The sequence below is a fragment of the Methylobacterium sp. WL12 genome (assembly GCF_008039475.1).
Lineage (GTDB): Bacteria > Pseudomonadota > Alphaproteobacteria > Rhizobiales > Beijerinckiaceae > Methylobacterium > Methylobacterium cerastii.
The window spans coordinates 23,221-48,362 of record NZ_VRUW01000034.1; the positions used below are offsets into that span (position 1 = coordinate 23,221).

The following is a 25,142-nucleotide window of genomic DNA, read 5'->3' on the forward strand; positions in this document are numbered from 1 at the left end:
CCGGGATGACGTTCCTTCCCCTCGCGGCCGCGCTTGCGGGAGCCAGCTTTCTGGCTGGTCTGCCCGCCGCCGCCGCGCCCCGGAGCTACGATCTGCCGGAGCCGACCGCGCAGCTTCGGCCCGCGCCCAGCCAGGACGCGGGCCGCGCGGCGGCCGAGGCTAACTGCCAGAGCTGCCACTCGGTCGACTACATCGCGATGCAGCCGCCCGGGAAAGGATCGGCCTTCTGGAGCAGCGAGGTGACGAAGATGCGCAAAGTCTATCATGCGCCAATCAGCGATGCGGACAGCCAAGTCATCACCGATTACCTCGTGGAGGCGTACTAGGCGTTGGAGCTGACAATGGGCTCCGTTTCGAAAGGCGCCGGGATCTTAGAGACTATCAGTGATGGGGGCGGACATCGCTCTCGCCATCGGCGGCCGGGGCAGATGTTCCTTCCGACTCCATCACGGAAAGGCACCATGAGCTTTGAAAGCTTCGCATGAGCGCCAAAAACATCACGACGGCCGCCGCCGGAGCGAGCAGGCCGGAAGCAGCCAGCGGCTGGATCGTCTCGCTCGTGCCCGGCATCCTGGTCTGCCTCGCCGTTACGATGGCGGCGCTGGCCGTGCAGGCCCTTGAGGAGCGCGCTACGGGCCACCCGTACGTCGAGGCGCTGGTCATCGCGATCCTGCTGGGGATCGCGCTCCGCACCCTGTGGAGCCCAGGCGACCGCTTCCGGGCCGGGATCGCGTTCTCGGCTAAGCAGGTGCTCGAACTCGCCGTCACCCTGCTCGGCGCCTCGATCAGCCTCGGGGCCATCGTTGCGTCCGGCACCAGCCTCCTTGTCGGCATCGTCGCCACGGTGGTGCTGGCGATCGTGGCCAGTTACGCCATCTGCCGGGCGCTCGGCCTGCCGCCCCGCATGGCCATTCTAGTGGCCTGCGGCAACGCCATCTGCGGCAACTCGGCCATCGCCGCGGTGGCGCCGGTGATCGGGGCCGACAGCAAAGACGTGGTCGCCGCCATCGCCTTCACGGCGGTGCTCGGCGTGCTGATGGTGCTCGGCCTGCCTCTGTTCATCCCTCTGGTCGGTCTGTCCGAGCACCAGTACGGGACGCTCGCGGGTCTCACCGTCTACGCGGTGCCGCAGGTGCTCGCCGCGACGGTCCCAGTCGGCATCCTGGCGACCCAGGTCGGCACCCTGGTCAAGCTCGTCCGCGTACTCATGCTGGGGCCCGTCGTGGTGGCGTTCTCATTCATCGCGCCGCACCTGCCGGCGGAGGGGGCCTCGGCTAAGGTCCGGCCCGGACGCCTCGGCTTCTTCAAGATCGTGCCCTGGTTCATCCTCGGCTTCTTGGCTCTGGCCGGCCTGCGCTCGGCCGGGCTAGTCCCGGAGGCGGCATCCCAGCCGGTGACCCGGATGGCCGGCCTCCTCACCGTGGTGTCGATGGCGGCACTCGGCCTCGGCGTCGACGTGCGGGTGCTGGCGCGGGTCGGCGGCCGGGTCACCTTGGCGGTCACCGGCTCGCTCGTCGTCCTACTCGTCGTCAGCCTGTCCCTGATCTGGGCCCTGAAGATCGTCTGACACTCATCGTTCGGGAATACGCGCGCCGCCTCGCCTCAGGGCACGTCGGGCCGCGGATCGGGAACGAAGCCGTCGCGATTGGGCATCCGCACGGCCGGAAGCGTCCGGGCGTCCAGAACGGCATCGTCCGACAAGAGGCCGTTCAAGTTCAGCAGGTAGCCGACCACAGCGTAGACCTCGTCGTCGTCGAGCGATTGCGGTGCGTTCATCGGCATCGCACGGCGGACATAGTCGAACAGCGTGGGCGCATAGGGCCAGAAGCTCCCGACCGTCTTCACCGGCTTGGCAGAGGCCAGCGTGCCCTGTCCCCCGACGAGCCTGTCGCCGATGCCGCCCTCCCCCTTCTCGCCATGACAGGACGCGCAGTGTTCGGCGAAGACTGCACGGCCGCGCGCGACGCTGCCGCTTCCCGCTGGGAGCTTCCTGCCGTCACGATCGATGTCGATGTTCCAGCCGGCAATCTCCGCCTCGGTGGCGGCGCGTCCGAGGCCGTAGCGACCTTCGGCCGAGGCTGGGGCGGCCAGGGCGATCGCGGCGCCGACGAGCATCAGGACGGCGGCAGCGCCGCTAAGCCTTGGCATAGCCATTCGACACCTCTCCGCTTCCTGCGATGCGCCACGGGATGACAGCGTTGTTGTGGTAGAACGAGTTCAGTCCACGGGCATCGGCCAGTTTGGCGAAGAGCGGCTGCATGTACCCGGTCTCGTCAATGGCGCGGCTCTGGATGACGGTTGGCTCACCGGTCCAGGTCCAGGCGAGGCGGAACCGGGTCAGCGCCTTGCCGAGGACTGGTGTCTGAAGCTGCGCCTCCTGCCAGGTCCGGCCGTCGTCGACCGAGACCTCGACCCGAGCGATCTTCCCGCGCCCGCTCCAGGCGATCCCCGTGATCTCGTTGAAGCCGGGCTCGATCCGCTGCGTGCCCGACGGCCGTGTGATCACCGACTTCGCCTCCATCATGAAAGTGAACTGCCGCGCGGTCCCATCCGGCATTAGGTCGGTGTACTTCGCGGTCTCCTCGCGGAAATAGGCCGGCTCGTCCGTAACGTTGAGGCGGCGCAGCCACTTCACGTTCATGTTGCCCTCGAAGCCGGGCAGCAGCACACGCAGCGGGTAGCCCTGCTGTGGGCGGAGGCGCTCGCCGTTCTGGCTGTAGACGAGCAGCGCATCGTCGAGGCATTTCTCGATCGGGATGCTGCGGGTCAGCGCGGCCGCATCGGCGCCCTCGGCGATGACCCACTTGGCGCCCGGCTTGAGCCCGGCCTCCTCGAGCACCGTCCTGAGCCGAACGCCGGTCCATTCGGCGCAGCTCACCAGCCCGACGAGGTCCGATGCCGTCCGGCCCGCATGGACCGCCTTGAAGTCTGGGTTTCCCGAGCACTCGATGAAATGGATCTGCGACAGGCTCGGGAAGCGCCGGATGTCGTCCATGGTGAGCACTAGCGGCCGCTCGACCAGGCCGTGGATCATCAGCCGATGTTGAGCGGGGTCGATCTCGGGGACGCCGCCATGGTTGCGCTCGTAGAACAGGCCGTTGGGCGTGATGATCCCGTCGAGCTCCTGCAGCGGCGTGCGTACCGAGGCCGATATCGACTGCTTCAGGGTCTTCGGGACGTTCTTGACGACGTGCGCCTCGAACGGCGACGGCGTGCCGTAAGGCTGCGCCCCCGTATCTGCGCCCGGTACCTTCATCCAGGGCGGCACGCTTGGCGGCCCGTTCGCGGAGGCCGGCCCGGCCGCAAATTCGGCAACGACGCCGCCGTAGACGAGAGCAGACCCCTGCGCAAGGAAGCGCCGGCGCGACGTCGGCGCAACCGCCTCGGTGTCTCGGACGGTTTCGGCATCAGACTTTGTTCCGCTCACCCTGTATCTCCTCAGCTGGATTGGGGTCGTGGTCGGACGCAAGATTGTAGTTCCGCCAATCCGACTGAGTCATCCCCAAGCTAGTCCTCCGGGTGACATCGCCGAAACGAATCGCTTCAATTGATCGCTTGGCAGCAGTTCGGCGTCGACCCACCGCCAACGCGGAAATTCGGACTACCGGGACGCCGAGGCTAGTGCGACTGACCTGCACGACAGCCACGGCGCGATTGCCCTGCTTCCCGTATCGCGTGGGCTGTTCCCCTTCCTGGCCCGCTGCTCTGCCGACCGAGCCTGCGCGGCGAGCGCGTTGGTGCGGCCACGACCATCACGGTCGAAATCGTCGGACCCAAGGAAGGCCAGAAGGGCTTCGCGGTGCAACCCAGGCGGTGGGTCATCGAGCGGACGCTCAGTTGGATCGCCCGCTGCCGGAGGCTGGCTCGCGACCACGAGGCTACCCCGTCCTCTTCAGTCGCTTTCTTCGTCCTCGCCGCAGCCATGATCCTCGTCAGACAGATCGCCTGATTCTTATGAAACGGGGTCTAACAGGCCTGAGCTTTATTATCACTCATGGCGCGGATCTGGAGAGCGCTGCGTCGGCCCGGACGTTGATCAGTCTTGCTGCCATTGCGATCACGACGAAACTGGCTTTGCTGAACATCGCCACTCGCGAGCGACTCATCACGGTCGGTAAAGAAAAGGACAACTTGGCTCGGTTTTTCCCCCCCGCCATCGTCGAGCAGATCGCTACGAACGACATCGCCCTATCGACGACGCGCTACGAACCTGCCGCGGTCCTGTTCGTCGATATGATTGGGTTCACGAAATTCTGCAGCGTTCTACGGCCGCAGGACGTGATCGCCATGCTTCGGGAACTGCTGTGCATTTTGAGTGCCAGTGTGTTCGAGCACCACGGTACCGTCGACAAGTTCACGGGCGACGGTTTGATCGCTGTGTTCGGCCTGCCCGTCTCGAACGACCTGAGTGCCACGAACGCCGTACGGTGTGCGCTGACCATGCAGGTGAGGCTCCAGGCATGGAACGATGAACGTGCGACGTCGGGACTGGAGGCGGTCGCCGTTGCCATCGGGATCCATTACGGCGATGTCGTGCTCGGCGATGTCGGATGCGAAAGCCGGCTGGAATTGACGGTCCTGGGCGATACAGTGAACGTTGCGAGCCGCGTCGAGCATCACTGCCGTGAGGCTAGGGCCTCGATTCGGATGCCCTACGACTGTTCGCAATTCCGAGAGATGCAGCGCTAGTCGTCGATTAGCTTCAAGCAGGGTGACGATCTCTGATCTCTTTGGATGGCTCGCCGCCAATACGACGCATCCATCCGTATCCGGATGCTGGTTCTTCGCACACAAAAGCAGACCGACCGCTTATCACCCGATCCGGTCGTAGAGCGAACGCGCGGACACTAGCCCATTCTGACCGTAGAATGTCCACGCGGTTCCGATTACAGCCCTGCCGTAGAGACACGTCGACTTAGTTAAAATAAATATATTTCTTTGTGCCAATGGGCCTGCTTAAAAATAATTACCTCCTCCTAAAGATAAATACATTTAGTATTCAAGGCGGCGAGATGTCTCTGACGCTATCGACGAAAATTGGCGCCGCGCCCCTCAAGAACGCTCCGACATCGTCGGCGATGACGTGTGAGAGGTCGTCGGGGATCGGCCAGCCATACACGAACTTGCGGATTGCCAAGTAGAAGATTTTCCCGTGCAAGGCCCAGGCGGCCTCGGTCTCGCGTTCGGTCAGGGGCACGGTCTCGGGAGGAGGCAGGTTCAGGTCCGCCCGCATCTCCGTGCAGATCGGATGGATCACCCGGTCGCGGATGATGGTGAGGTAGCGCGGGGCGATGTCGTAGCCCTTCAGGCCAGAGAACACGAAGATCCGCACCCAGACGTAGTCAAAGATCTTCTCAGCGTATTCCCGATAGAACCGCAGGATGCGCGTCTCGAGCGCCTGCGACCGGTCCTGCACCAAGCCGCCCCAGGCCGGGTTCCAGCGCTTAACGTAGATATGCTCGTAGACCCGTTCGAGGAGCGCCTCCTTGGTCGGAAAGTAGCGGAAGATCGCCGAATGCGTGATGCCGATCTCGCGGGCCAGTTCACGCGTCTGGCCGGCGAGACCATGCTCCGCGAAGAACTGCGCCGCCGCCTCGACGATCTGCTGCTCGCGCTGCGCGGCGGGCAGGCGCCGCCGGCCGGCCGGCGCGGCCTTCTCCGACCCGGCGACGAACGCATCCGGGGCGCGGGCATCGGGACAATCCATGCTTCGTGACCGCTTGGTTATTTCGCTTGACGATGCCGTCCGACCCTGGATAGCTTGTAACCAAGCGGTCAACAACGAGTGATCGCACCGATATGCGACCTGTGGGAGGGACGCTGATGAAGGCGCGGGCCTTCGATTATCGCCGCGTGGCAAGCGTGGCGGAGGCGCTCGACGCCCATGCCGCCTGTACCGGGGAGGCGCGATACCTCGCAGGCGGCCAGAGCCTGCTGCCGGCCCTGAACCTGCGCCTCGACGCCCCGGATCTCCTCATCGACATCGGGCGGATCGAGGCGCTGCGCGGCATCGCCATCGACGGGGAATCCCTGCGGATCGGCGCCCTCACGCGCCATTCCGAAACCCTGGCATCCCCCCTCGTCGCCGCCCACGCGCCGATCCTGACCCAGGCCGCCGCCTACATGGCGCACCCGGCGATCCGCAATCTCGGCACGATGGGCGGCAGCCTCTCGCTGGCCGATCCCGCCGCCGAACTGCCGGCCTGCATGCGCGCCCTTGGTGCCACCCTGGAGATCACAGGGCCGAGTGGAATCCGAGGCGTGCCGGCGGACGACTTCTTTCAGGACCTCTATGAGACGGCCCTCGTCCCTGGCGAGTTGCTGACCGCCGTGCAGGTGCCGCTGGCGGCATCCGGGTCGCGGATGCGCTTCGCCGAGATCGCCCGCCGCCGCGGCGACTACGCGATGGTCGGGCTCGCGGCGAACCTTGTGCTGGCGGACGGCATCGTGACCTCGGCCCGCCTCGGTTTCTGCTCGGTGGGGCCGACGCCGATGCGGGCGCCCGCGACGGAGGCCGCGCTCAACGGCCGCCGCCTCGACGGAGATGCCTTCGCGGCGGCCCGCGCAACCCTCGCGGACGACCTCTCGCCGGACGACGACGATAGCCTCTCGGCGGCGGCCCGCATGCATCTCGCCCGCGTCCTGCTCGGCCGGGTCCTGGCCGCCCTGGGCGAGGGCGGAACCGAGGCGATGGCCGCATGAGCGCGCCGCAGCTCCTGTCCCTCACCGTGAACGGCACGCCGGTCCGGCACTTCGTGGAGCCGCGCTTGTCCCTGGCCGATTTCCTGCGGGGCGATCTCGGCCTCACCGGCACGCATCTCGGCTGCGAGACCGGCGCCTGCGGCGCCTGCATCGTCAACCTCGACGGGCGACCGGTCCATGCCTGCCTGATGCTCGCGGTGCAGGCGGACGGGCTCCGGGTCAACACGATCGAGGGGCTGTCGGAGGCGGGTACCCTCGCCGACCTCCAGGCCGCGTTCCATTCTCGCAACGCGCTCCAATGCGGGTTCTGCACCCCCGGCATCCTGGTGGTCGCGCAGGGCTGCCTCGGGGAATGGGCGGCGTCCGGCACCGTCCCGTCCCGGGAGGCGATCCGCGACGCGCTCTCGGGCAATTACTGCCGCTGCACCGGCTACGAGGCCATCGTCGACGCGATCGAGAGCGTCGCCAGGGCCCGCGCGGGCCGCTCCGACCCGCATTCCGGCAGGGAGGCGGCGATATGAGTGCTGCGGCCGACAGCCCGGGCGCGGGACGCTATATCGGGCGCGGCTTGCCGCGCCCCGGCGCGCGGCGCCTGCTGGCGGGACGGGGCCGCTACACCGACGACGTGGTGCTGCCCCGCATGCTCCACGCGGCCTTCCTGCGCAGCCCTTACGCCCATGCGCGGCTCGGCGCGATCGACGTCTCCGCCGCCGCCGCGATGCCGGGGGTCCACCGGGTGCTGACCGGCGCCGATTTCGAGCCCCTCTGCACGCCCTGGGTGGGGACGCTCAGCCACTTCAAGGGCATGCGTTCCGCGCCCCAGCGCCCCCTGCCGACGGATAAGGTGGTCTGGGCGGGCCAGCCGGTGGTGATGGTGATCGCCGAGACCCGCGCCCAGGCCGAGGATGCCCTCGAGGTGATCGAGGTCGCGTTCGAGGAACTCGATGCGGTCGTGGACCTAGACGCGGCCCGTGCGCCGGAGAGCCCCGTCATCGACGTGGGCGCGCCCGACAACGTCCTGTTCCGAACCCGCATCGAGGCTGGCTCGACCGCCGGCGCCTTCGCGGGGGCCGAGGTCGTCTCGGTCGATCTGCGCTTCGGCCGCCACACCGCCGTGACCATGGAGCCACGCGCGGTGCTCGCCGATTTCGACCCGAGCGAGGATCGCCTCACCGTCCACCAGTCGACGCAGACGCCCTACCAGTTCCAGGATCTCTACGCCCGCCACTTCGGCCTCTCGGAGGCCCGCGTGCGGGTGATCGCCCCGGATGTCGGCGGCTCCTTCGGGATGAAGCTTCATCTCTACCACGAGGACATGGCGGTGGTGGGCGCGAGCCTGCTCCTGAAGCGGCCGGTGAAGTTCACCGCCGACCGGATGGAGGCCTTCGCCAGCGACATCCATGCCCGCGACCACCGCGTACGCGCGCGGCTCGCGGTGGGGCCGGATGGCGCGCTGCGGGCGATCGAGGTGGACGACGTGACGGCCGTTGGCCCGTTCTCGGCCTATCCGCGCACCAGCGCGGTGGAGGGCAATCAGGTCGTGCGCCTGATCGGCGCGCCCTACCGGCTGACCGATTACCGCGCCGACCTGACGGTGGTGGCCCAGAACAAAGTCCAGATGAGCCAGTACCGGGCGGTCGGTCATCCGATCGCCTGCGCGGTGACGGAGCGCCTCGTCGACCTCGCGGCGGACCGGCTTGGCCTCGATCCGTTCGAGATCCGGCGGCGCAACTACGTCACCGACGACATGTACCCGCACACCACCCCGAGCGGGTACCGCTTCGAGAAGCTCTCCCTTGCCACCTGCCTGGAGAAGCTCCACGACCTGATGGACTATCCGGCGCTGCGCGCGGAGCAGGCCGCCCTGCGCGCGAAGGGCATCCATCGCGGCATCGGCATCGCGACTTACGTGGAGATCACCAATCCGACGCCCGCCTTCTACGGCGTCGGGGGCGCGCACATCTCGGCGCAGGACGGATGCGTTCTGAAGCTGACCCCCGCCGGCGAGGTGAGTTGCGCGATCAGCATCACCGAGCAGGGCCAGGGCAGCGAGGCGATCATCGGCCAGATCGTCGCCGAAGGCCTCGGGGTCGACCGCGACCACGTCCGGGTCCTGACCGGCGACACAGAGACCACGCCCTCCGGCGGGGCGACCTGGGCCTGCCGAGGCGCCGGTATCGGCGGCGAGACGGCCCTCCAGGCGAGCCGCAAGCTGAAGGGTCGTATTCTGGAGATCGCCGCCGCGATCCTGCAGGCGAAGCCCGGCAGCCTCGACATCCGCGACGATGCGGTCACGGACGCGGACGGCACGCCCCGCATGACGCTGCGGGAGGTCGCCAACCTCGCCTATTACCGCTCGGACCTGCTGCCGCCGGACGTCTCTCCGGCCCTGACGGTGGCGCACCACTTCGCGCCGCGCGGCTATCCCTTCGCCTTCACCAACGGCATCCACGGCAGCCTCGTCGAGGTCGATGCCGAGACCGGCTTCGTCACGATCCTCAAGCACTGGGTCGTGGAGGATTGCGGGCGCGTCATCAACCCACTCCTCGTCGACGAGCAGATCCGGGGCGGCGTGGTGCAGGGGCTCGGCGCGGCCTTCTTCGAGGAATGCCGCTACGGCGAGACGGGCCAGCTCCTGAACGGGTCGATGTCCGACTACCTCGTGCCCATGGCCTGCGAGATGCCCGACATCGTCATCGCCCATGTGGAGACGCCAACCCTGGACACCGAACTCGGCGCCAAGGGCTGCGGCGAGGCGGGCACCGCCGCCTCAAGCGGTGCGGCGCTGAATGCGGTCAACGACGCCCTGCGCCCCCTCGGCGCCGGAATCTCCCAGCTTCCTATGACGCCCGAACGCATCCTGAGGGCGCTCGACGTGATCTGATCCATTCCAGGCGGACTGCGCCACCCGGATTTCTCGACGCGGTCCGCCTTCACGAGCCCGCGCGACGACAGGAGGAAACCATGACCGAACAGGGATCGCGACAGGGCTCCGTCTCGCGCCGGAGGCTGGTACGTGGACTGGCCGCCACGGGCGCGCTGGCGGGCATCGGGATACCGTTCGTCGCCCGCGCCGCCGAACCGATCCGAATCGGTTTCCCGACGCCGATCACCGGCCCGTTCGGCGCCGAGGCCAAGGATCAGATCCGCTCGGCCGAACTCGCCGTGAAGCAGTTCAACGAGGCCGGCGGCTTGAACGGCCGGATGGCCGAACTCCTGGTCCGCGACGACAAGCTCAACCCCGGCGAGGCAGCGACCCGGACGCTGGAACTCATCGAGAAGGACAAGGCCCACTTCATCGTCGGTGCCCTGTCGAGCGCGGTCCAGCTCTCGGTCAACGAGATCACCCGCTCGCGCAAGGTCCTCTACGTGTCGATCAGCCAGTCCGACACGATCAACGAGGCCAAGGATTTCAGCCGCTACACCTTCCACGAGGCGCTGAACCCGCACATGACCACGGCGGCCGTGGCCAAACACGCCTTCAAAAAGGGCACTCGGGTCGCTTACCTCGCCGCCGACTACGCCTATGGCCACGAGATGCTGCGCGGGTTCAAGCGCGCGGCGGCCGCCATCGGCGCCGAGACGGCCGGCGAGATCCTGCACCCTTTCGGCGCGCCGGACTACTCGACTTTCATGCCGCGCCTGCGCTCCATGCGCCCCGACATCCTGTGCATCTGCAATTTCGGGCGCGATCAGGCCAACAGCATCAAGCAGGCTAATGATTTCGGGCTCAAGAAGGCTGCCCGGATCGTCGTGCCGGTGCTGCTGCACAACCAGCGCCTCGCGGGCGGCGCCGACGCCTTCGAGGGCGTGGTGGGAGCGAGCAACTACTACTGGCGCCTGGAAGAGACCGTGCCCTCGGCCAAGGCCTTCAACGACGCTTTCCGGGCCGCCTACGCCAACGCAATTCCGACCGATTACGGCGCCTACGGATACACGGCCGTCCGCTCCCTGCTGATGGCCGTGAAGGCGGCCGGCGATACCGATACGGACAAGGTCATCGCGGCCCTGGAGGGCCTGACCTACGACGTCGCCAAGGGACCGGAGCGCTACCGCGCCTGCGACCACCAGGCGATCCAGTCCGTGCTCATCACGGAATCGCGCAAGAAGTCCGAGATGCAGGGCGAGGCGGACCTGTTCCGCATCCTGGAGGTCGAGGCCGGCTCCGAGGCCGCCCTCCGCACCTGCGACGAACTCGGCCACCGGGCCTGATCGGGCGCCATGAGCGGGAGCCGGCCATGACCTCTGCTTTCGCCGCCTTCGATTTCGAACTCGTCGCGATGCAGCTGTTCTCGGGTGTGGCGCTCGGCGCCGTCTTCGTGATGCTGGCCCTCGGCCTGTCGATCATCTTCGGCATGCTCGGCATCGTGAATTTCGCCCACGGCAACTTCTTCATGGTCGGCGCCTACGCGGGCGTCTTCGTCATGGAGCGCACGGGCAGCTTCTGGGCAGCGTTGCTGGTCGGACCGCTCATGGTCGGTGCCCTCGGCCTCCTGGTCGAGCGCTTCCTGATCCGACCCCTGGCCGGCCGCTCGCCGGACGATCCCCTGCTCCTCACCTTCGGGCTCGGTTACGTCCTGGTGGAGGGCGTGCGCATCCTGTTCGGCTCGGACGGTCTGCCCTTCGCCACTCCGGAGGAGCTCTCCGGTGTCGCCGATCTCGGCATCGGCTACTTCCCGATCTACCGGCTCTTCGTCGTCGGCGTGGTGGCGCTGGTGCTCGTCGTCCTCTGGTACGGCCTCGAGCGGACGCGGCTCGGGCTGATCGTGCGGGCCGGTGCCCGCGACCCGGAAATCCTCCGGGTCCTCGGCATCGACATCCAGCGGCTCTGGCTCTGGGTGTTCGGCCTCGGCATCGCGCTTGCGGCCCTGGGCGGCGTCCTCGCCGCGCCGATGCGCTCGGTCAATCCGGAAATGGGCAGCGCGGTGCTCGGTGAGGCCTTCGCCGTGACGGTGATCGGCGGAATGGGCTCGCTGATGGGCTCCGTCGTCGCAGGTCTCCTCGTTGGCATCGTCGTCTCGATGACGGCGCTCGTCGCGCCCGAGATGGCGAGCATCGCGATGTTCGCCTTCATGGCCTTGGTTCTCCTGATCCGGCCCCAGGGCCTGTTCGGCAAGCCCGGCCTCGGCGTCTGAGGAAGAACGCACATGCACACCCTCGACCAAACCGTCGTCGACGCTCCTCCGGGGCCGATGAGGGAGCGGCGCTCGCCAGTCGCCGGGGGGCTCTCGCGCTGGCGTGCGCCGCTCTCGATCCTCGCGCTCCTGACCCTGCCTTTCCTGCTTCCCTCGCAGGCGCTCGCCGTCAACGTCCTGATCTACGGACTCTACGCCGTCGGCTACAATCTGCTCTACGGCTACACCGGCCTCCTGTCCTTCGGGCACGCAGCGTTCTTTGGTACGGGCGCCTACGTCACCGGCATCGTCATCGGCGCGTATGGCCTCCACCCGTTCCCGGCGATGGGACTCGGGACGGTCGCGGCCAGCGCGTTGGCGCTGACGGTCGGGGCCGTCTCGATCCGCTCGCGCGGCATCTACTTCGCCATGGTGACCCTGGCCCTGGCCCAGCTCATCTACTACGCCGCGCTCCAGGCCTCGTCCTGGACCGGCGGCGAGAACGGCCTGCGCGGCTTCACGGTCTCGCGGATCGACGTCGGGCCCGTCTCGCTCGATATCCTCGACCCGCAGGTCAAATACCTCTTCGTGCTGGCCTTCGTGGGCGTGGCCCTGGCCCTGATCTCGCGCATCCTCGCCTCGCCATTCGGAACGGCCATCGAGGCAATCCGTGAGAACGAGACCCGCGCCCGTGCCTGCGGCTTCGACGTGGAGCGTTCGAAGCTCCTAGCCTTCGTCCTGTCTGGACTGTTCTGCGGCCTGAGCGGCGCGCTCTCGGCCATCCACCTCTCGATCGTTCCCCTCGACAGCCTCGCCTACCACACCTCGGGCATGGCGGTGGTGATGACGCTGGTGGGCGGCGCGGGCACCTTCTTCGGTCCCTTCGTCGGCGCCCTGGCCGTGTTGGTCCTGGAGGATGTGTTCAGCCAATGGACGCCTCACTGGCAGCTCGGCCTCGGGATCGTATTCATTCTGTTCGTGCTGTTCCTGCCGCGCGGCCTCTGGGGCTCGGCCCTGGAACGCCTCGCCTTCCGCCGGAGGCGCCCATGAACCCGCTTCAGCAGCCCGAGGATCTGCATGCTCCGGTTTTAGAAGTCGAGGCGCTCGGCCGCCGCTTCGGCGCGTTCACGGCACTTGAGGATGTCAGCGCCACCTTCGGCAAGGAGCGCATTACCGCCATCATCGGCCCGAACGGGGCCGGCAAGAGCACGCTTTTCAATCTGCTCTCTGGCGCCCTGGCACCTACGGCTGGCCGCCTCCGATTCGGGGGCCGCAACATGACGCGGATGCCCCAGGCTCGGTTCGCACATCTCGGCATCGCGCGCTCCTACCAGATCACGAACGTCTTCCCGCGCCTGACCGCCCATGAGAACCTGCGGACGGCGATGCAGGCGCGGTGGAGCCGCTACGACTTCTGGAGCCGGCGCGACGCTCTGACCGGCCTCGCGGAGCGGGCGGATGCGTTGCTCGCTGATATCGGCTTGGCAGACCGGCGCGACCGTCCCGCTGCGTCCCTCGCCCATGGCGAGCAGCGGGCCCTGGAGATCGGCATCGCCCTGGCGAGCGACCCCAAGCTTCTGCTTCTCGACGAGCCGACCGCCGGGATGGGGCCGGAGGAGACTAAGGAGATGGTCGCCCTGCTGCGCCGCCTCGGCGAGACGCGGACGATCCTCCTCGTGGAGCACAAGATGAAGATGATCCTCGGCCTGTCCGAGCGCATCCTGGTGCTGCATCACGGTCGGCTCATCGCTGATGGTACCCCGGCCGAGATCCAGGCCGACCGCGAGGTGCGGCGCGTCTATCTCGGCCAGAGCGGTGGGTACGGCCATGCTTGAGATCCATGGCCTCGACGCGTGGTACGGCCCGAGCCACATCCTGCATGGGCTCTCCCTCGACGTCCGGGCCGGCGAGATCTTGGCCCTGGTCGGCCGCAACGGTGCTGGCAAGACCACGACCATGAAGGCCGTGATGGGCCTGATCCCGAAGGTCGGCGGCAGCGTCCGCCTCCTCGGCGAAGAGTTGCTCGGCCGCCCCGCCCATGCCCGCTTTCCCCTGGGCCTGGCCTACGTGCCCGAGGACCGGCGCATCGTCCCGGGCCTGACCGTGCGGGAGAACCTGAAGCTCGGCCTCCTGCGCGCGCCGCGCACGATCAAGGAAGGAGTAGCGATCGCCGAAATCGCCGAGACCTTCCCGCGGCTGGCCGAGCGCCTCGACCAGATCGCCGTGACGATGTCGGGCGGCGAGCAGCAGATGCTCGCCATCGCCCGCGCGATGATCGCGCGGCCCAAGCTCATCCTGCTCGACGAGCCGTCGGAGGGCATCATGCCGGTGCTGGTCGAGGAGATGGGCCGCCTGTTCGTCGCCCTGCGCGACGGGGGCGTCACGCTGCTCCTCGTCGAGCAGAACGTCGAGTGGGCCCTCAACCTCGCGAACCGCGCCGTGATCATCGACCAGGGTGCCGTCGTGCACGAGAGCTCGGCCGCCGCTCTGCGCGCCGACACCGAGATCCAGGATCGGTACTGCGCGGTCTGACGGAGCGCGTGATTGATCTCAGAGGCCGGCTGATCCGCGCCGGCAGCGGCGCGAGCCGGCCAGGGAGAACAACATGGACATCATCGGCGAGTATCGAATCGCGGCGTCCCGCGAGACCGTCTGGGCCGCCCTTAACGACCCGGAGGTACTGACGCTCTGCATCCCCGGCTGCAAGGAACTCATCCAGGCCTCGCCCGAGGAGATGGCCGCCAAGGTCGCCCTGAAGGTCGGCCCGGTCTCGGCCACCTTCGCCGGCACCGTCCGGCTGGAGGATATCCGGCCCCCCGAGGGCTATACCCTCGTCGGCCAGGGCAATGGCGGCATGGCGGGCTTCGCCAAGGGGCGCGCCGTGGTGAACCTCACGGAAGATGGCCCTGACACCATCCTTCGCTACGAGGCGAAGGCCGAGATCGGGGGCAAGATCGCCTCCCTCGGCGGTCGCCTAATCCAGGCCACGTCCCGCAAGCTCGCCGATGAGTTCTTCGGCAAGTTCGCGAACCACCTTGGCGCACCCGCACCGGAGAGCCCGGCCCCGGCCACCCCCTGACCAGGCCCGTAACGCTCCGCGCCTCCGAACACCCCGCACAGGACACGAGACGACCATGCCCACCGCGATCCAGCATTTCATCGGCGGCCAGCTCGCCCCCGGCACGGCCACGCGCTCCGCCCCGGTCTTCAACCCCGCCACCGGCGAGGAGACCGGCCGGGTCTCCCTCGCGGACGCTTCGGACGTGAACATGGCGGTGGCCGCCGCCAAGGCGGTAGCCCGCGACTGGGCGCGCACTACGCCCTTGCGCCGCGCCCGCATACTCAACGCCTTCCTGCGCATCGCCGAGGAGCGCACCGACGAACTAGCCGCCCTCATCACCGCCGAGCACGGCAAGGTGCTTTCCGATGCCAAGGGCGAGATCCAGCGCGGGCTAGAGGTGGTAGAGTTCGCCACCGGCATCCCGCAGCTTCTCAAGGGCGAGGTCACAGAGAATGTCGGCACCCGCGTCGACAGCCATTCGCTCCGCCAGCCACTGGGCGTGGTCGCCGGCATCACGCCGTTCAACTTTCCCGTCATGGTGCCGATGTGGATGTTCCCGGTGGCCCTGGCCTGTGGCAACTGCTTCGTGCTGAAGCCCTCCGAGCGCGACCCCTCGCCGGCTCTGCTGGTGGCGGCCTGGCTCAAGGAGGCCGGTCTGCCCGACGGCGTGTTCAGCGTGGTGCACGGCGACAAAGAGGCGGTCGACGCCCTCCTGCACCACCCCGACATAGCGGCGGTGAGCTTCGTCGGCTCGACCCCGATCGCCCGCTATATCTACGCCACCGCCACCGCCAACGGGAAACGCGCCCAGGCGCTGGGCGGCGCCAAGAACCACATGATCGTCATGCCCGACGCCGACCTCGACCAGGCGGTGGACGCCCTGATGGGTGCCGCCTACGGTTCGGCCGGCGAGCGCTGCATGGCGATCTCGGTGGCGGTACCGGTGGGCGAGAAGACCGCCGACGCGCTGGTGGCCAAGCTCATCCCGAAGGTGCGTGCCCTGAAGGTCGGCCCCGGCACCGATCCGGAGGCCGAGATGGGCCCCCTCGTCACTAGGACCCACCGCGACAGGGTCAGCGGTTACATCGATGCGGGCGTGGCGGCGGGCGCCGAGCTTCTAGTCGATGGGCGCGGGCTGAGCCTGCAGGGCTACGAGGGCGGCTACTTCCTCGGCGGCACCCTGTTCGACCGGGTCACACAGGAGATGTCGATCTACCGGGAAGAGATTTTCGGTCCCGTCCTGGCGATCACCCGCGCGCCGGACTACGCAACGGCGGCCCGGCTCATCAACGAGCACGAATTCGGCAACGGCACGGCGATCTTCACCCGCGACGGCGACGCCGCCCGCGAGTTCGCTCACGAGATCGAGGTCGGGATGGTGGGCATCAACGTGCCGATTCCGGTGCCGATGGCGTTCCATTCCTTCGGCGGCTGGAAGGCTTCGCTGTTCGGCGACCACCACATGCACGGTCCTGAGGGTGTCCGCTTCTACACCCGCCTCAAGACCATCACGACCCGCTGGCCCACCGGCATCCGCGCCGGGGCTGATTTCGTGATGCCCACAATGGAATAGGCCTGCATCGTTGTCGACCGGCGCGCTTTGACGCCGGTCGTGTCTCGGTCCATCGCGTGAGTAGGCAGTGCTAATTATCTTGTCTGCTGTACCGAGTCTGTCGAGGATTAAACAAGCGGTCACACCCTCAGACGAGAACCCATTCGCGAAGGACTGCTTCCGGTCGTAGAGCGGACAGACGGGTCGTGACCCAACCTAGCCAACCGGTTGGCCATAGCCGCTTCCCATAAGCGGACATTCGTAGCTCGTCTGGCTACTTCGGCTTGGGGTGGTAAGCGGACCCCGGCATTGCGTCCGCAAGCGGACGTTCCGCATCCGACCCAAGCCAGCCGTACGACAAGCAGTCGGCGCTTCCCGAAAGCGGCCGCTGGTCGGACGTCCGGCAACTTCGGCTCAGGGTGGGAAGCGGCGGCTCGATAGTCGCTAGAGCGTTTTCGGGCTGCGCTGAATCGCATGGGTTGGGTTCACGCGAAGCTGTTGGACTGATTCACTGATCGCTCCGGAGAAGGAGCGAAGCATGGGCCGACCCTACAGCCAGGACCTGCGCGAGCGGGTGGTGGAAGCCGCTGCGACGACCTCGCGCCGCCAGGCGGCCGCGCGCTTTGGGGTCGGCATCGCCACCTCGATCCGCTGGATGGCCGCGCTCGCGACGACGGGGACGGTGGCGGCCCGTCCGCAAGGGCGGGCGCGCCGCTCGAAGCTCGACCCGCACGAGGCGTTCCTGCGTGCGCTGATCGATGCGAAGGCCGACGTCACCCTGGAGGAGATGCGCGCCCGGCTGCGGGACGAGCACGATCTCACGGTCGGACTGGGCACGCTGTGGAGCTTCCTCGACGCACGCGACCTCACGTACAAAAAAAGACAGCGCACGCCACCGAGCAGGAACGCCCGGACGTGAAGGCGGCGCGCGAAGCGTGGTTTGCGGGTCAGCCCGACCTCGACCCTGCGCGCCTGGTTTTCCTTGACGAGACCTGGACCGCTACCAACATGGCCCGCCTGCGCGGACGCTCACCGCGTGGCGAGCGGCTGCGCTCTCCCATCCCGCACGGCCATTGGAAGACCACCACCCTGGTGGCGGGTCTGCGCCTGTCCAGGATCGCTGCGCCGTTCGTGCTCGGCGGGCCGATCAACCGCGACGCCTTCCAGGCCTACGTCGATCAGGTCCTGGTGCCCGAACTCACCCCCGGCGACATCGTCGTCATGGACAACCTCGGCAGCCACAAGGGACCGGCCGTGCGGGCGGCGATCGAGGCGGCAAGCGCGCGGCTCCTGTTCCTCCCGCCCTACAGCCCGGATTTCAACCCCATCGAGATGGCCTTCTCGAAGCTGAAGGCACTGCTGCGCAAGGCGGCCGAACGCACCGTCGAGGGACTATGGTCGACCATCGAACGCCTCGTCGACACCGTCACGCCCCACGAGTGCGCAAATTTCTTCGCAGCCGCTGGATACGAACCAGATTAAACCGAAAATGCGCTAGGCAAACGTCCGGATTGAAGGCCGCAGAGGACGAAGCAGACTCGTATTATTGAGGCCCCGGCGTGCGGGCGACGTTCATCAGCCAACACACCATCACGAAGTAGCCAACCAACGTCAGCAACTCGACCGTGATCGCCTCACCCCACGTGCTGAGAGCTGCGGCATACGTTTCATCACTTACACGATGCCGACGGACGAGTTCGCTGGCTACAGCATGCGCTAGGACTAGATCGACCCGGAGGTCGGCTGGGAGCGGTGCACCGCGCTCAACCGCCGCCAACGCAGCCGGCGGCACACCGGCTGCTCCCGCGAGCGGCAGGTGCATGTCCCACTCAAACACGTTGGACAGCTCCCGCGACACAACGCATATCGTCCACTCACGCAACGCGCCGTCGAGGGTCCCGGCATAGCGCAGGGTCTCCCCGACCTTGGCGACCGCTTGGAGTAACGACGGACGGTGCAGCAGTGGGCGGAACGGACCGTAGACCCCCCGGCGAGGACCGTTGATTAACTCTTCGGCAGCGGCCTGCTGCTCTGCATCGAGCGTGGCTGGTGGCCCAAGGCGTTCGGGAAGTCCGGCCTCAGGAAAGGACGGTGTAGCGGTGGCGGAACGGTTGGGAAGCATCAGACGGGCCTCAGGCTTTTGAGGGAAGTTTTGGTGCTGCGCCAGAGCCATAGTGCCGTCAGCACTAGCAGCAGCGTAGCGAGAGCGCCCGTCCACCTGAGCGCATCCCAGCCGGCCCAGCGGTCGGAACCGAGCGCGCGGACGAGCAGTGGGCCAGCGATCTGTCCGGCGGCGAACGCAGCGGTCATTCGCGCAATGAGCGGGGTCGGATTGTCCGGCTGCGCCTCGCGGGCGAGCTGCAAGCCGGCCATGGTCGCGACCATGAACGTGCCGCCGACCAAGACCGCTGAGGCCGCGACAGCCCAGAGAGCTTGGACGAATAGCGGCAGGGCGGTGCCGAGCGCCATGACGCCCTGTGACAGAGCCCACAGTCGTTGACGGGATGTGCTTGGCAGCCAGCGGGCCACGGCCGCGACCGACAGAGCGGCGGCGAAGCCGAACAAGGGCCAAGTCAACCCGAACACTAGGGGATCGGGAGCTAGTTCGCGCGCCATGGCCGGCAGGAACGTGGCCGGCACGATGTAGCCGAACCCGAACGTTCCGTAGCAGAGAACCAGAGCCAACTGCCCGCCCCCTCGCGTCGGAGCGATTGCTGTAGCCTCGCGTTCTTCGATCTCGGCCGGGGTCGTGCTTTGCCCCCGTGACAGCGTCCAAACCAGCACCGCTCCGGCACTGGCGATGAGCCCCAGTTCAAGCCAAAGCCAGTCCGCCCGCTGGCGTCCGCCGAGCCAAGCCATCACACCGGCTATCGCAATGCCGAGACCGACACCCGTGTAAATCCACGCGCCCAGTTGCCCGGCCCGACGCCGGGCAAGTTCGGCCAGGCACCAGCTGCTCGCGCACACCAGCGCCCAGGCGCTGAACACACCAGCTGCCCCGCGCAGCATGACCCCGAGCAGGGTAGTGGGAACGGCATCAACTGCCACCATCGCCAGGGTCGTGAGAGCGACACCGATCAGGCTCAGCAGCAGACCGCGACGCGGGTTGCCGCTGAACCACGAGGCGGTCAGGGCACCCACGAAGTACCCAGCATAGTTCGCTGCTGCCCATTCCGTACCGGTGGCAGCGTCCAGCGTACCGTCACGGATCATCAGCGGCATCAGCGGCGTAAAGGCAAAACGGCCGACCCCCATCGCCATTGCAAGTGCGACGAGTCCGCTGGCGACCACGGGCCGGGTCGCGGGACTGGGCTGGGCGGGAGAGGAGTGTGTCGTGTTCATTGGATGGTCCGATTGAACACCTTTCCCACTTCTTGGAAAATGAATTATCGTGACGTATCGTTCTCTGCATGAGAACTATGAATCTGAACGACCTACACATCTTCCGCAGCGTCGTTCGCGAAGGCGGTATCACGCGGGCCGCACACCAGCTGCACCGGGTCCCCTCCAACGTCACCACCCGGATCAAACAGTTCGAGGAGCGGCTTGGGGTAGCTCTGTTCCGACGCGAAGGGCGTAGCCTGACCCTCACTGATGCCGGACGTACCCTGCTCGGGCATGCCGATAAGCTGTTGCAGTTGGCCGACCTAGCCGAACAGGAACTGCGCAGTGGTATCGTACGCGGCGTGCTCCGGCTTGGATCCTTAGAAAGCGCGGCCGGTGCACGGCTGCCGCCGATCCTGTCGGCTTTTCATGCGCAGAACCCCAACGTGACCATCGAACTGCAAACCGGTACGACCCGCGCGATGCTGCGCCAGCTGGAGCTGTTTGAGGTCGAAGCGGCCTTCGTGTCCGAACCATTCGAGCGGGGAAATCTATCCTCGATGCCGGCCTTTGACGAGGAACTGGTGCTGATTACCGCCCGAGGGGTGCCGACAGTCCGCCACGCTGTCGAGTTGGGTGGGCGGACTGTTGTGGCGTTTCCCCATGGCTGTTCCTACCGTCAGCGCCTCATCGAGTGGCTGACGGAAGGAGGCGCATCACCTCAGCGTGTTCTGGAGATGAGTTCGTATCACGCCATCGTGGCGTGCGTGGCTGCTGGGACAGGGGCAGCGATCGTGCCGGCGGAAGTGCTGGATCATGCAGTGCTGAGCACGGCCGTCGAGCGCCATTCGCTGCCGCCTCACCTGCGCATCAACCGCACGCATCTCGTCTGGCCCGGAGCGGCCAGTGAGCCATTGCAAGCCCTCATCGCGCTGCTGCCCAGCGCACGTGTCGATGAACGGGTAGCATAGAAAAGATTCCAGATTGCCCTGAACACGAGTGCTTTACAGAGACTATGGACCCGCTACTGGTAAAGCGTACGTTCCGCTTCCCAATTGACCCGGTCGTAGAACGGACGGACGGGTCTCGACCCAACTCGGCCGTACGAGACGACATCGTCGTTGCCGGAAAGCGGACGTAAGCCCCCGCTCTCGCAGACAGCAGGAAATGGCCAAAAGCCTTCTGGTTAGTTTCGCTAGCGCGATGCGCCAAGCATGATTGAGCTTTGGCATATTAACCTACACCTCTGCCGTACGCAGCAGCAGGCCCCCAAACCGATCAGATGGGGCGACAGGCGGATGCCGTTCACACAACCTTTAATTGCATGCCTGAAGGCCGAGGCCGAGGGTCGCAACGGGTGCCTAATCCGAGGCTTCGATGGGCAAATTGGCAGCGTCTCGGCCTAGGCGGGTTCTCATCGCAACCGAATTGAGCCCGTTAATCAATTCTAAGTAGATCGCATCCATCAATCAACTCGCTCAGAAGTTGTGCTTTGGGACTGTAGGCGCATAATCGTTCGACGGCAGGCCGATCTGCCGAGACCGTTCAGGGTGATCGACGACGGAAAACATCCTGCGCCCGACGACAGCACGTTTGGACACGCACCCACCAGACAGCATTCGGAAGGAGACGAGCCGTGCAGACCACGACAGACCCCATTGAGATCGCCGCCAAGATCCTCACTGCCTACGTTGCCCGCAACTCTGTACCGGCCACGAGCCTGCCGGACCTGATCCGCACGGTCCACGGCTCGATCACCGGCCTGGCGACCTCGCCGAAGCCAGTGCTGGCGAAGCCGACCGCTGCTGAGATCCGCAAGTCGGTCTCACAGGACGCCATCATCAGCTTCGAGGACGGCAAGCCCTACAAGGCTCTGCGCCGGCACCTCACGATGAAGGGGCTGTCACCCGAGGCATACCGTGCCAAGTGGGGCCTGCCGGTCGACTATCCCTTCGTCGCCCCCAGCTATAGTGCGCGTCGCTCCCTGATCTCCCGCACCATCGGGCAGAACCAGCGCCTGCGCTTTCAGCAAGCGGCGGAGTGATCCGAAGACTTTCTGGGCGCTCATCGCTGACACCGCGCCGGCTTGCACTTGGCCGGCGCGGTGTCAGCAGGCTTCACTGGATCATCTCGGGACCGGCAATTAGCCCTATGAGGCGGGCAAGTGCCATCAGATCGGCATCTCCAAGTTGCTCCCCGTCTACCAGCCATAGTCCGAGATCATCGCCGGTCGGCTCCACCTTCCAGCCAATCGTGCGGAGAACGTCGGCGGCTTCTTGGCAGGGATCGTTGCTCATGGTGCCTTCACGCATCCCAGCAGAATCGCAGTCCGCACCATGCCGCGCCGGAACTTCTCTGTCCGGTCTGGATCGGTCACCGCCGCGCGCGCCGGCTCGTACGCTTTCACAGAGGCTGCAGGGTCCATCGTGTGCCCACTGGCGAACCGGAACAGGCTCACTGTCGCGTCCTTCATAAACACGTCCACGGCAGCGTTCACCTCGTCATCGGTGACGATTTTGGCCTTGAGCAGGTCGCTTGTGATCGTGGTGCTCATCGCCTCTGCTCCGAAGACGCCTTCATCACGAGGCTACTCTACCGCTTCTGGATGCAGCGAAAGTGTGCCGCAATAAGCCTTGGAAATCAGCGGACATCCATCGTGGTTTCGACGATGCACGAGCACTCGCTTACCGAGCGCAGTGTATGAACCAGAAACTGCAACACGGCCGTGGCAGGCCGGACAGCGCTTTCCCGCTTTGGCGTATATCCCCTGAGCCTCGATGAGGCTGATATGCTTCCAGGCACCATTGACCTTCACTTCGCAGTGGTTCGCATCCGGCTTTGTCATAGCCTGACGTGGCATGCCGGCACTTACTCAGCCAGTGCGCAGCGGCCACGGTCCGTAGAAGCTCGTGTCTGCGTAGGCGCTCGTACGCCGCCGCCAGGTTCGCTTAGAAACGCTGTCTCAGTACGAACGCCTCGGAACCGACACCACATATCGAACGCGAGCCTGCGTATTCTCCGACGCGCGAATGCGGCGCCATCCCCTTGTGATTGCGACAATAAATGCGATTCTATCTCTGGTTGCATATTACGTGGAACAGGGATCGGCTTCATGCCTTACATGTCCTCGACGTTGAGCGAAACGAAACGGCTTGATTTCTCGGTCCCGCTGCTAATCGTGGCGGTGATCCCATACTACGCTTTATGCGCTGTCTTCGTCATATGTTCATTGCCATTCCTTTTGCTGTCAGTGCCAGCTGATTTCATACTAAAGGATAAGCCAAAATCACACGGTAATGTTGTTGTTTTTCTCATGGCTTTGTCGATTGCGAGCACAATCTTTACTCCGTCAGTGATAATATATAGTCATCTGTTATAAGGTAATATTCAAAGCTACGACACGTTTCTGGCTTCGATGTCGATTTTTCCTGCGAGAGTCACTCCAACTGTACACGGCGCCCGGATCATGGCCGTCATTCCGTGTGTTGCGGCGATCATGTAGACCGCGGAGCGGCTGAGATAGGCCGCGCACCGCATACAGCGCTGCTTTACGGCATCTCTCGACCGTCGCGTCTTTTGCCAGTGGTCTGCTCCAAGATAAAAGCACCCAAAGCGTCGCCGCGTCGCAGTGCAGCATCGAATTTCTTTGCTACCTAAGTAATTGCTGGCCACAAGTTCTAAACAGAAGTCAGGGAGGGTGCAGAAATGAATTTTGTGTTTAGCGCTCCGATCCTGCTCTGTGCATGCTGGCTTGCCGGCACTGTCGAGTTCGCGATCTGGTGCCACCAGGCGCCTGAGCATGAGCCATCAGGCGAATAGCTCCATCAAGTTCATCAGAGCCCAAGCTGCATAGCCCCACAGAGCGATAGTGACGACCAGGAATGTCAAAAGCAGCGCAAACGCTGCCCACGTCGTCAGGCTTGTGCGCAGGCGCTCAAGCCGTCCGGTCTGATCCGTTTCGACCGAACCGTCGAATTCCGAATTCATCAAGTCTACCATCAGCGAGCGACACCATACTGCGAAGCTTATATGCTTTTCCGATCTAAACGCCTGACTGATCAAAACCGTTCATATAGCGCGAACTACGCAGGAGAGAGCAGCATTCAATGTTGAACGGCTGGTAGCTGATGTGGTCGGTCAAGCCGTGGCCCCCTGTTCGGTCCCCGATAGAATCGCGGAACCTCAGGGGCGGGCGTCCAGGTTTGATCTCAGGCCCCGCACCGCCTCAGGCGCCTCGATCGGAGCTATCTCCTCCGCCAGAGCCCTCAACCCGAAGCCGCTTCCGTAGCTCCGCCCAACGCTACCGCTGCCCGTATGGCCGGCAAGTGCATCATGCACTTGATGTCTCCTTCATGTTCGTTCCTCGGAGACTACGATGGACCGGCCATCCTCCGTTCGTGAGGACCCTCAATCTATCCGACAGGTGCTGACATATGACGGCCGCTGCCTGCTTGGCGAAGGTAAGGAGGGCGGTCGCAGCGCCTCATGCACTTACACACGGCTTGCGATGGGTGGCGCCGATGTCGATTGAGAAAAACAACCCGCAATTGTATTTTTTTCAACGTGGTTGAGGCCGCGTTAATTGTTTCGCCGCCAACTGGAATCCGTCTTCACCGCGTCGTCGTGCCGTCACGCTCGGCACCCAGCCGGCGGCCACGCGGCCGCCGGACCGTCTCTCCGCGCCTTCGGATGGCCGCATGTCGCACGCCAGTTCCTGCCCGCCGCGGAGCCGCCTGCTCGCGACGACCGCCTTGCTGCCGCTGATACTCGGCATGGCGGCGATGACGGTGCCGGTGGGTCCGGCGCATGCCGCCTGCGCGGCGACCACGACAGGTCTCGCCTGCGACGGGCCGGACGACGTGACTCTGGCGAGCTCAATCGGCGGCTCTGGTGGCCTTTCGAAGGCTGGCACGGGCAGCGTCACGCTCTCGGCCGCCAATACTTATGCCGGCGGCACCAGTCTCACTGCCGGGACGCTGTCGACGACGGGGGCTGGGACGCTCGGTGCGCCCGACGCAGCGCTGGTGATCTTGGGCGGACGACTCGACCTCGGCAGCACGACGCAAGCCGTCGGACTGGTCCGGCTCACCAGCGGCACCATTGGGGACGGGACGCTGCGCGGCTCGGTCTACGACGTGCAATCCGGCAGTATCGATGCCGCGCTGACCGGCTCCGGCCCGCTCGTGAAGTCCGGCACTGGCACGGTGATGCTGTCGGGCGCCAACACTTACTCAGGCGGCACCCGCGTCGACGGCGGCACGGTGAAACTGACCTCGACCGGACGCCTCGGCGCCGCGGACGCCGCCCTCGTGGTCGGCGGCGGAACGCTCGACCTCGGCGGCACCAGCGCGAGCGCCGGCCCGGTGGTGCTCACCGCCGGTACCATCCG

Annotated in this window: 25 protein-coding genes and 1 pseudogene; 18 read left to right on the top strand and 8 right to left on the bottom strand. The window is 66.0% G+C overall.

Going from position 1 to position 25,142, the window contains the following annotated elements; genetic code table 11:
* Positions 1 to 5 precede the first annotated feature (5 nt).
* A complete protein-coding gene (locus FV226_RS14375; protein WP_147763440.1) occupies positions 6 to 326 on the top strand; it encodes a cytochrome c in 321 nt (106 codons plus the stop codon).
* A 155-nt stretch (positions 327 to 481) separates the two neighbouring features.
* On the top strand, positions 482 to 1,567 hold the full coding sequence (locus tag FV226_RS14380) for a putative sulfate exporter family transporter (protein WP_147763441.1): 1,086 nt from the start codon (positions 482 to 484) through the stop codon (positions 1,565 to 1,567).
* A 35-nt stretch (positions 1,568 to 1,602) separates the two neighbouring features.
* Here FV226_RS14380 and FV226_RS14385 read toward each other — a convergent pair whose 3' ends face one another.
* Together FV226_RS14385 and soxC are read right to left on the bottom strand one after the other, a co-directional pair.
* Positions 1,603 to 2,115: a cytochrome c gene (locus FV226_RS14385; RefSeq protein WP_246691603.1), complete on the bottom strand. Its 513-nt coding sequence runs from the start codon at positions 2,113 to 2,115 to the stop codon at positions 1,603 to 1,605.
* Between the two features lie 19 nt (positions 2,116 to 2,134).
* Positions 2,135 to 3,427, bottom strand: a complete 1,293-nt coding sequence (gene soxC, locus FV226_RS14390) for a sulfite dehydrogenase (RefSeq protein ID WP_147763462.1) — start codon at positions 3,425 to 3,427, stop codon at positions 2,135 to 2,137.
* 202 nt (positions 3,428 to 3,629) lie between these two features.
* Here soxC and FV226_RS14395 point away from each other — a divergent pair.
* Together FV226_RS14395 and FV226_RS14400 are read left to right on the top strand one after the other, a co-directional pair.
* Positions 3,630 to 3,949, top strand: a pseudogene (locus FV226_RS14395) (transposase); the annotation flags it as partial.
* Positions 3,838 to 4,689 carry an adenylate/guanylate cyclase domain-containing protein gene (locus FV226_RS14400; RefSeq protein WP_147763443.1) on the top strand — a complete coding sequence of 284 codons (852 nt, stop codon included), beginning with the start codon at positions 3,838 to 3,840 and terminating at the stop codon, positions 4,687 to 4,689. The pseudogene FV226_RS14395 and the gene FV226_RS14400, both read left to right, overlap by 112 nt.
* A 310-nt stretch (positions 4,690 to 4,999) precedes the next feature.
* Here FV226_RS14400 and FV226_RS14405 read toward each other — a convergent pair whose 3' ends face one another.
* Complete coding sequence (locus FV226_RS14405) at positions 5,000 to 5,707, bottom strand: TetR/AcrR family transcriptional regulator (protein ID WP_147763463.1); 708 nt, start codon at positions 5,705 to 5,707, stop codon at positions 5,000 to 5,002.
* A gap of 116 nt (positions 5,708 to 5,823) precedes the next feature.
* Between FV226_RS14405 and FV226_RS14410 the strand changes: the two genes are divergently transcribed.
* The 11 genes from FV226_RS14410 (at position 5,824) to FV226_RS14460 (ending at position 17,911) form a co-directional block, all read left to right on the top strand.
* Complete coding sequence (locus tag FV226_RS14410; RefSeq protein ID WP_147763444.1) at positions 5,824 to 6,702, top strand: xanthine dehydrogenase family protein subunit M; 879 nt, start codon at positions 5,824 to 5,826, stop codon at positions 6,700 to 6,702.
* Positions 6,699 to 7,223, top strand: coding sequence for a (2Fe-2S)-binding protein (locus FV226_RS14415; protein WP_147763445.1), 525 nt, complete (start codon positions 6,699 to 6,701; stop codon positions 7,221 to 7,223). Before FV226_RS14410 ends, FV226_RS14415 begins: the two co-directional genes overlap by 4 nt.
* The gene (locus FV226_RS14420) at positions 7,220 to 9,586 is read left to right on the top strand and encodes a xanthine dehydrogenase family protein molybdopterin-binding subunit (protein ID WP_147763446.1); all 2,367 of its coding nucleotides are present in this window, start codon (positions 7,220 to 7,222) and stop codon (positions 9,584 to 9,586) included. The genes FV226_RS14415 and FV226_RS14420 overlap by 4 nt, the downstream gene beginning before the upstream one ends.
* A gap of 80 nt (positions 9,587 to 9,666) precedes the next feature.
* Complete coding sequence (locus FV226_RS14425) at positions 9,667 to 10,914, top strand: ABC transporter substrate-binding protein (RefSeq protein ID WP_147763447.1); 1,248 nt, start codon at positions 9,667 to 9,669, stop codon at positions 10,912 to 10,914.
* Positions 10,915 to 10,940: 26 nt separating this feature from the next.
* Positions 10,941 to 11,837 carry a branched-chain amino acid ABC transporter permease gene (locus FV226_RS14430; protein ID WP_147763448.1) on the top strand — a complete coding sequence of 299 codons (897 nt, stop codon included), beginning with the start codon at positions 10,941 to 10,943 and terminating at the stop codon, positions 11,835 to 11,837.
* A 12-nt stretch (positions 11,838 to 11,849) separates the two neighbouring features.
* Positions 11,850 to 12,866, top strand: a complete 1,017-nt coding sequence (locus FV226_RS14435; protein WP_147763449.1) for a branched-chain amino acid ABC transporter permease — start codon at positions 11,850 to 11,852, stop codon at positions 12,864 to 12,866.
* On the top strand, positions 12,863 to 13,651 hold the full coding sequence (locus tag FV226_RS14440) for an ABC transporter ATP-binding protein (protein ID WP_147763450.1): 789 nt from the start codon (positions 12,863 to 12,865) through the stop codon (positions 13,649 to 13,651). Before FV226_RS14435 ends, FV226_RS14440 begins: the two co-directional genes overlap by 4 nt.
* Complete coding sequence (locus FV226_RS14445) at positions 13,644 to 14,348, top strand: ABC transporter ATP-binding protein (RefSeq protein ID WP_147763451.1); 705 nt, start codon at positions 13,644 to 13,646, stop codon at positions 14,346 to 14,348. Before FV226_RS14440 ends, FV226_RS14445 begins: the two co-directional genes overlap by 8 nt.
* A 73-nt stretch (positions 14,349 to 14,421) precedes the next feature.
* The gene (locus tag FV226_RS14450) at positions 14,422 to 14,895 is read left to right on the top strand and encodes a carbon monoxide dehydrogenase subunit G (RefSeq protein WP_147763452.1); all 474 of its coding nucleotides are present in this window, start codon (positions 14,422 to 14,424) and stop codon (positions 14,893 to 14,895) included.
* 55 nt (positions 14,896 to 14,950) lie between these two features.
* A complete protein-coding gene (locus tag FV226_RS14455) occupies positions 14,951 to 16,450 on the top strand; it encodes a CoA-acylating methylmalonate-semialdehyde dehydrogenase (RefSeq protein ID WP_147763453.1) in 1,500 nt (499 codons plus the stop codon).
* Positions 16,451 to 16,967: 517 nt separating this feature from the next.
* Positions 16,968 to 17,911 (top strand): IS630 family transposase gene (locus tag FV226_RS14460; RefSeq protein ID WP_147763454.1). Its coding sequence is split into 2 segments (ribosomal slippage): positions 16,968 to 17,304 and positions 17,304 to 17,911, totalling 945 coding nucleotides; the frame shifts between segments, so codons are not numbered across the junction.
* Between the two features lie 61 nt (positions 17,912 to 17,972).
* Here FV226_RS14460 and FV226_RS14465 read toward each other — a convergent pair.
* Positions 17,973 to 18,551: a carboxymuconolactone decarboxylase family protein gene (locus FV226_RS14465; protein WP_147752596.1), complete on the bottom strand. Its 579-nt coding sequence runs from the start codon at positions 18,549 to 18,551 to the stop codon at positions 17,973 to 17,975.
* The gene (locus FV226_RS14470; RefSeq protein WP_187278760.1) at positions 18,551 to 19,771 is read right to left on the bottom strand and encodes a YbfB/YjiJ family MFS transporter; all 1,221 of its coding nucleotides are present in this window, start codon (positions 19,769 to 19,771) and stop codon (positions 18,551 to 18,553) included. The genes FV226_RS14465 and FV226_RS14470 overlap by 1 nt, the downstream gene beginning before the upstream one ends.
* Before the next feature lie 77 nt (positions 19,772 to 19,848).
* Here FV226_RS14470 and FV226_RS14475 point away from each other — a divergent pair, with 77 nt between their 5' ends.
* Positions 19,849 to 20,724 (top strand): LysR family transcriptional regulator, encoded by an 876-nt coding sequence (locus FV226_RS14475; RefSeq protein WP_187275150.1) that lies wholly within the window; start codon positions 19,849 to 19,851, stop codon positions 20,722 to 20,724.
* A gap of 665 nt (positions 20,725 to 21,389) precedes the next feature.
* The gene (locus tag FV226_RS14480) at positions 21,390 to 21,797 is read left to right on the top strand and encodes a MucR family transcriptional regulator (protein WP_147763455.1); all 408 of its coding nucleotides are present in this window, start codon (positions 21,390 to 21,392) and stop codon (positions 21,795 to 21,797) included.
* A gap of 73 nt (positions 21,798 to 21,870) precedes the next feature.
* On the opposite strand, the gene FV226_RS14485 is transcribed toward FV226_RS14480, so the two are convergent.
* The 3 genes from FV226_RS14485 to FV226_RS14500 all read right to left on the bottom strand — a co-directional run bounded on the left by FV226_RS14485 (position 21,871) and on the right by FV226_RS14500 (position 23,740).
* Positions 21,871 to 22,050, bottom strand: coding sequence for a hypothetical protein (locus FV226_RS14485; protein WP_147763456.1), 180 nt, complete (start codon positions 22,048 to 22,050; stop codon positions 21,871 to 21,873).
* Positions 22,047 to 22,307 carry a hypothetical protein gene (locus tag FV226_RS14490; protein WP_147763457.1) on the bottom strand — a complete coding sequence of 87 codons (261 nt, stop codon included), beginning with the start codon at positions 22,305 to 22,307 and terminating at the stop codon, positions 22,047 to 22,049. The genes FV226_RS14485 and FV226_RS14490 overlap by 4 nt, the downstream gene beginning before the upstream one ends.
* Before the next feature lie 1,253 nt (positions 22,308 to 23,560).
* Positions 23,561 to 23,740, bottom strand: a complete 180-nt coding sequence (locus FV226_RS14500) for a hypothetical protein (protein WP_147763459.1) — start codon at positions 23,738 to 23,740, stop codon at positions 23,561 to 23,563.
* A 710-nt stretch (positions 23,741 to 24,450) separates the two neighbouring features.
* On the opposite strand from FV226_RS14500, the gene FV226_RS14505 reads away from it, so the two are divergent.
* Positions 24,451 to 25,142 (top strand): autotransporter-associated beta strand repeat-containing protein (locus tag FV226_RS14505; protein WP_187278761.1); only part of this gene is annotated, 692 nt, incomplete at its 3' end.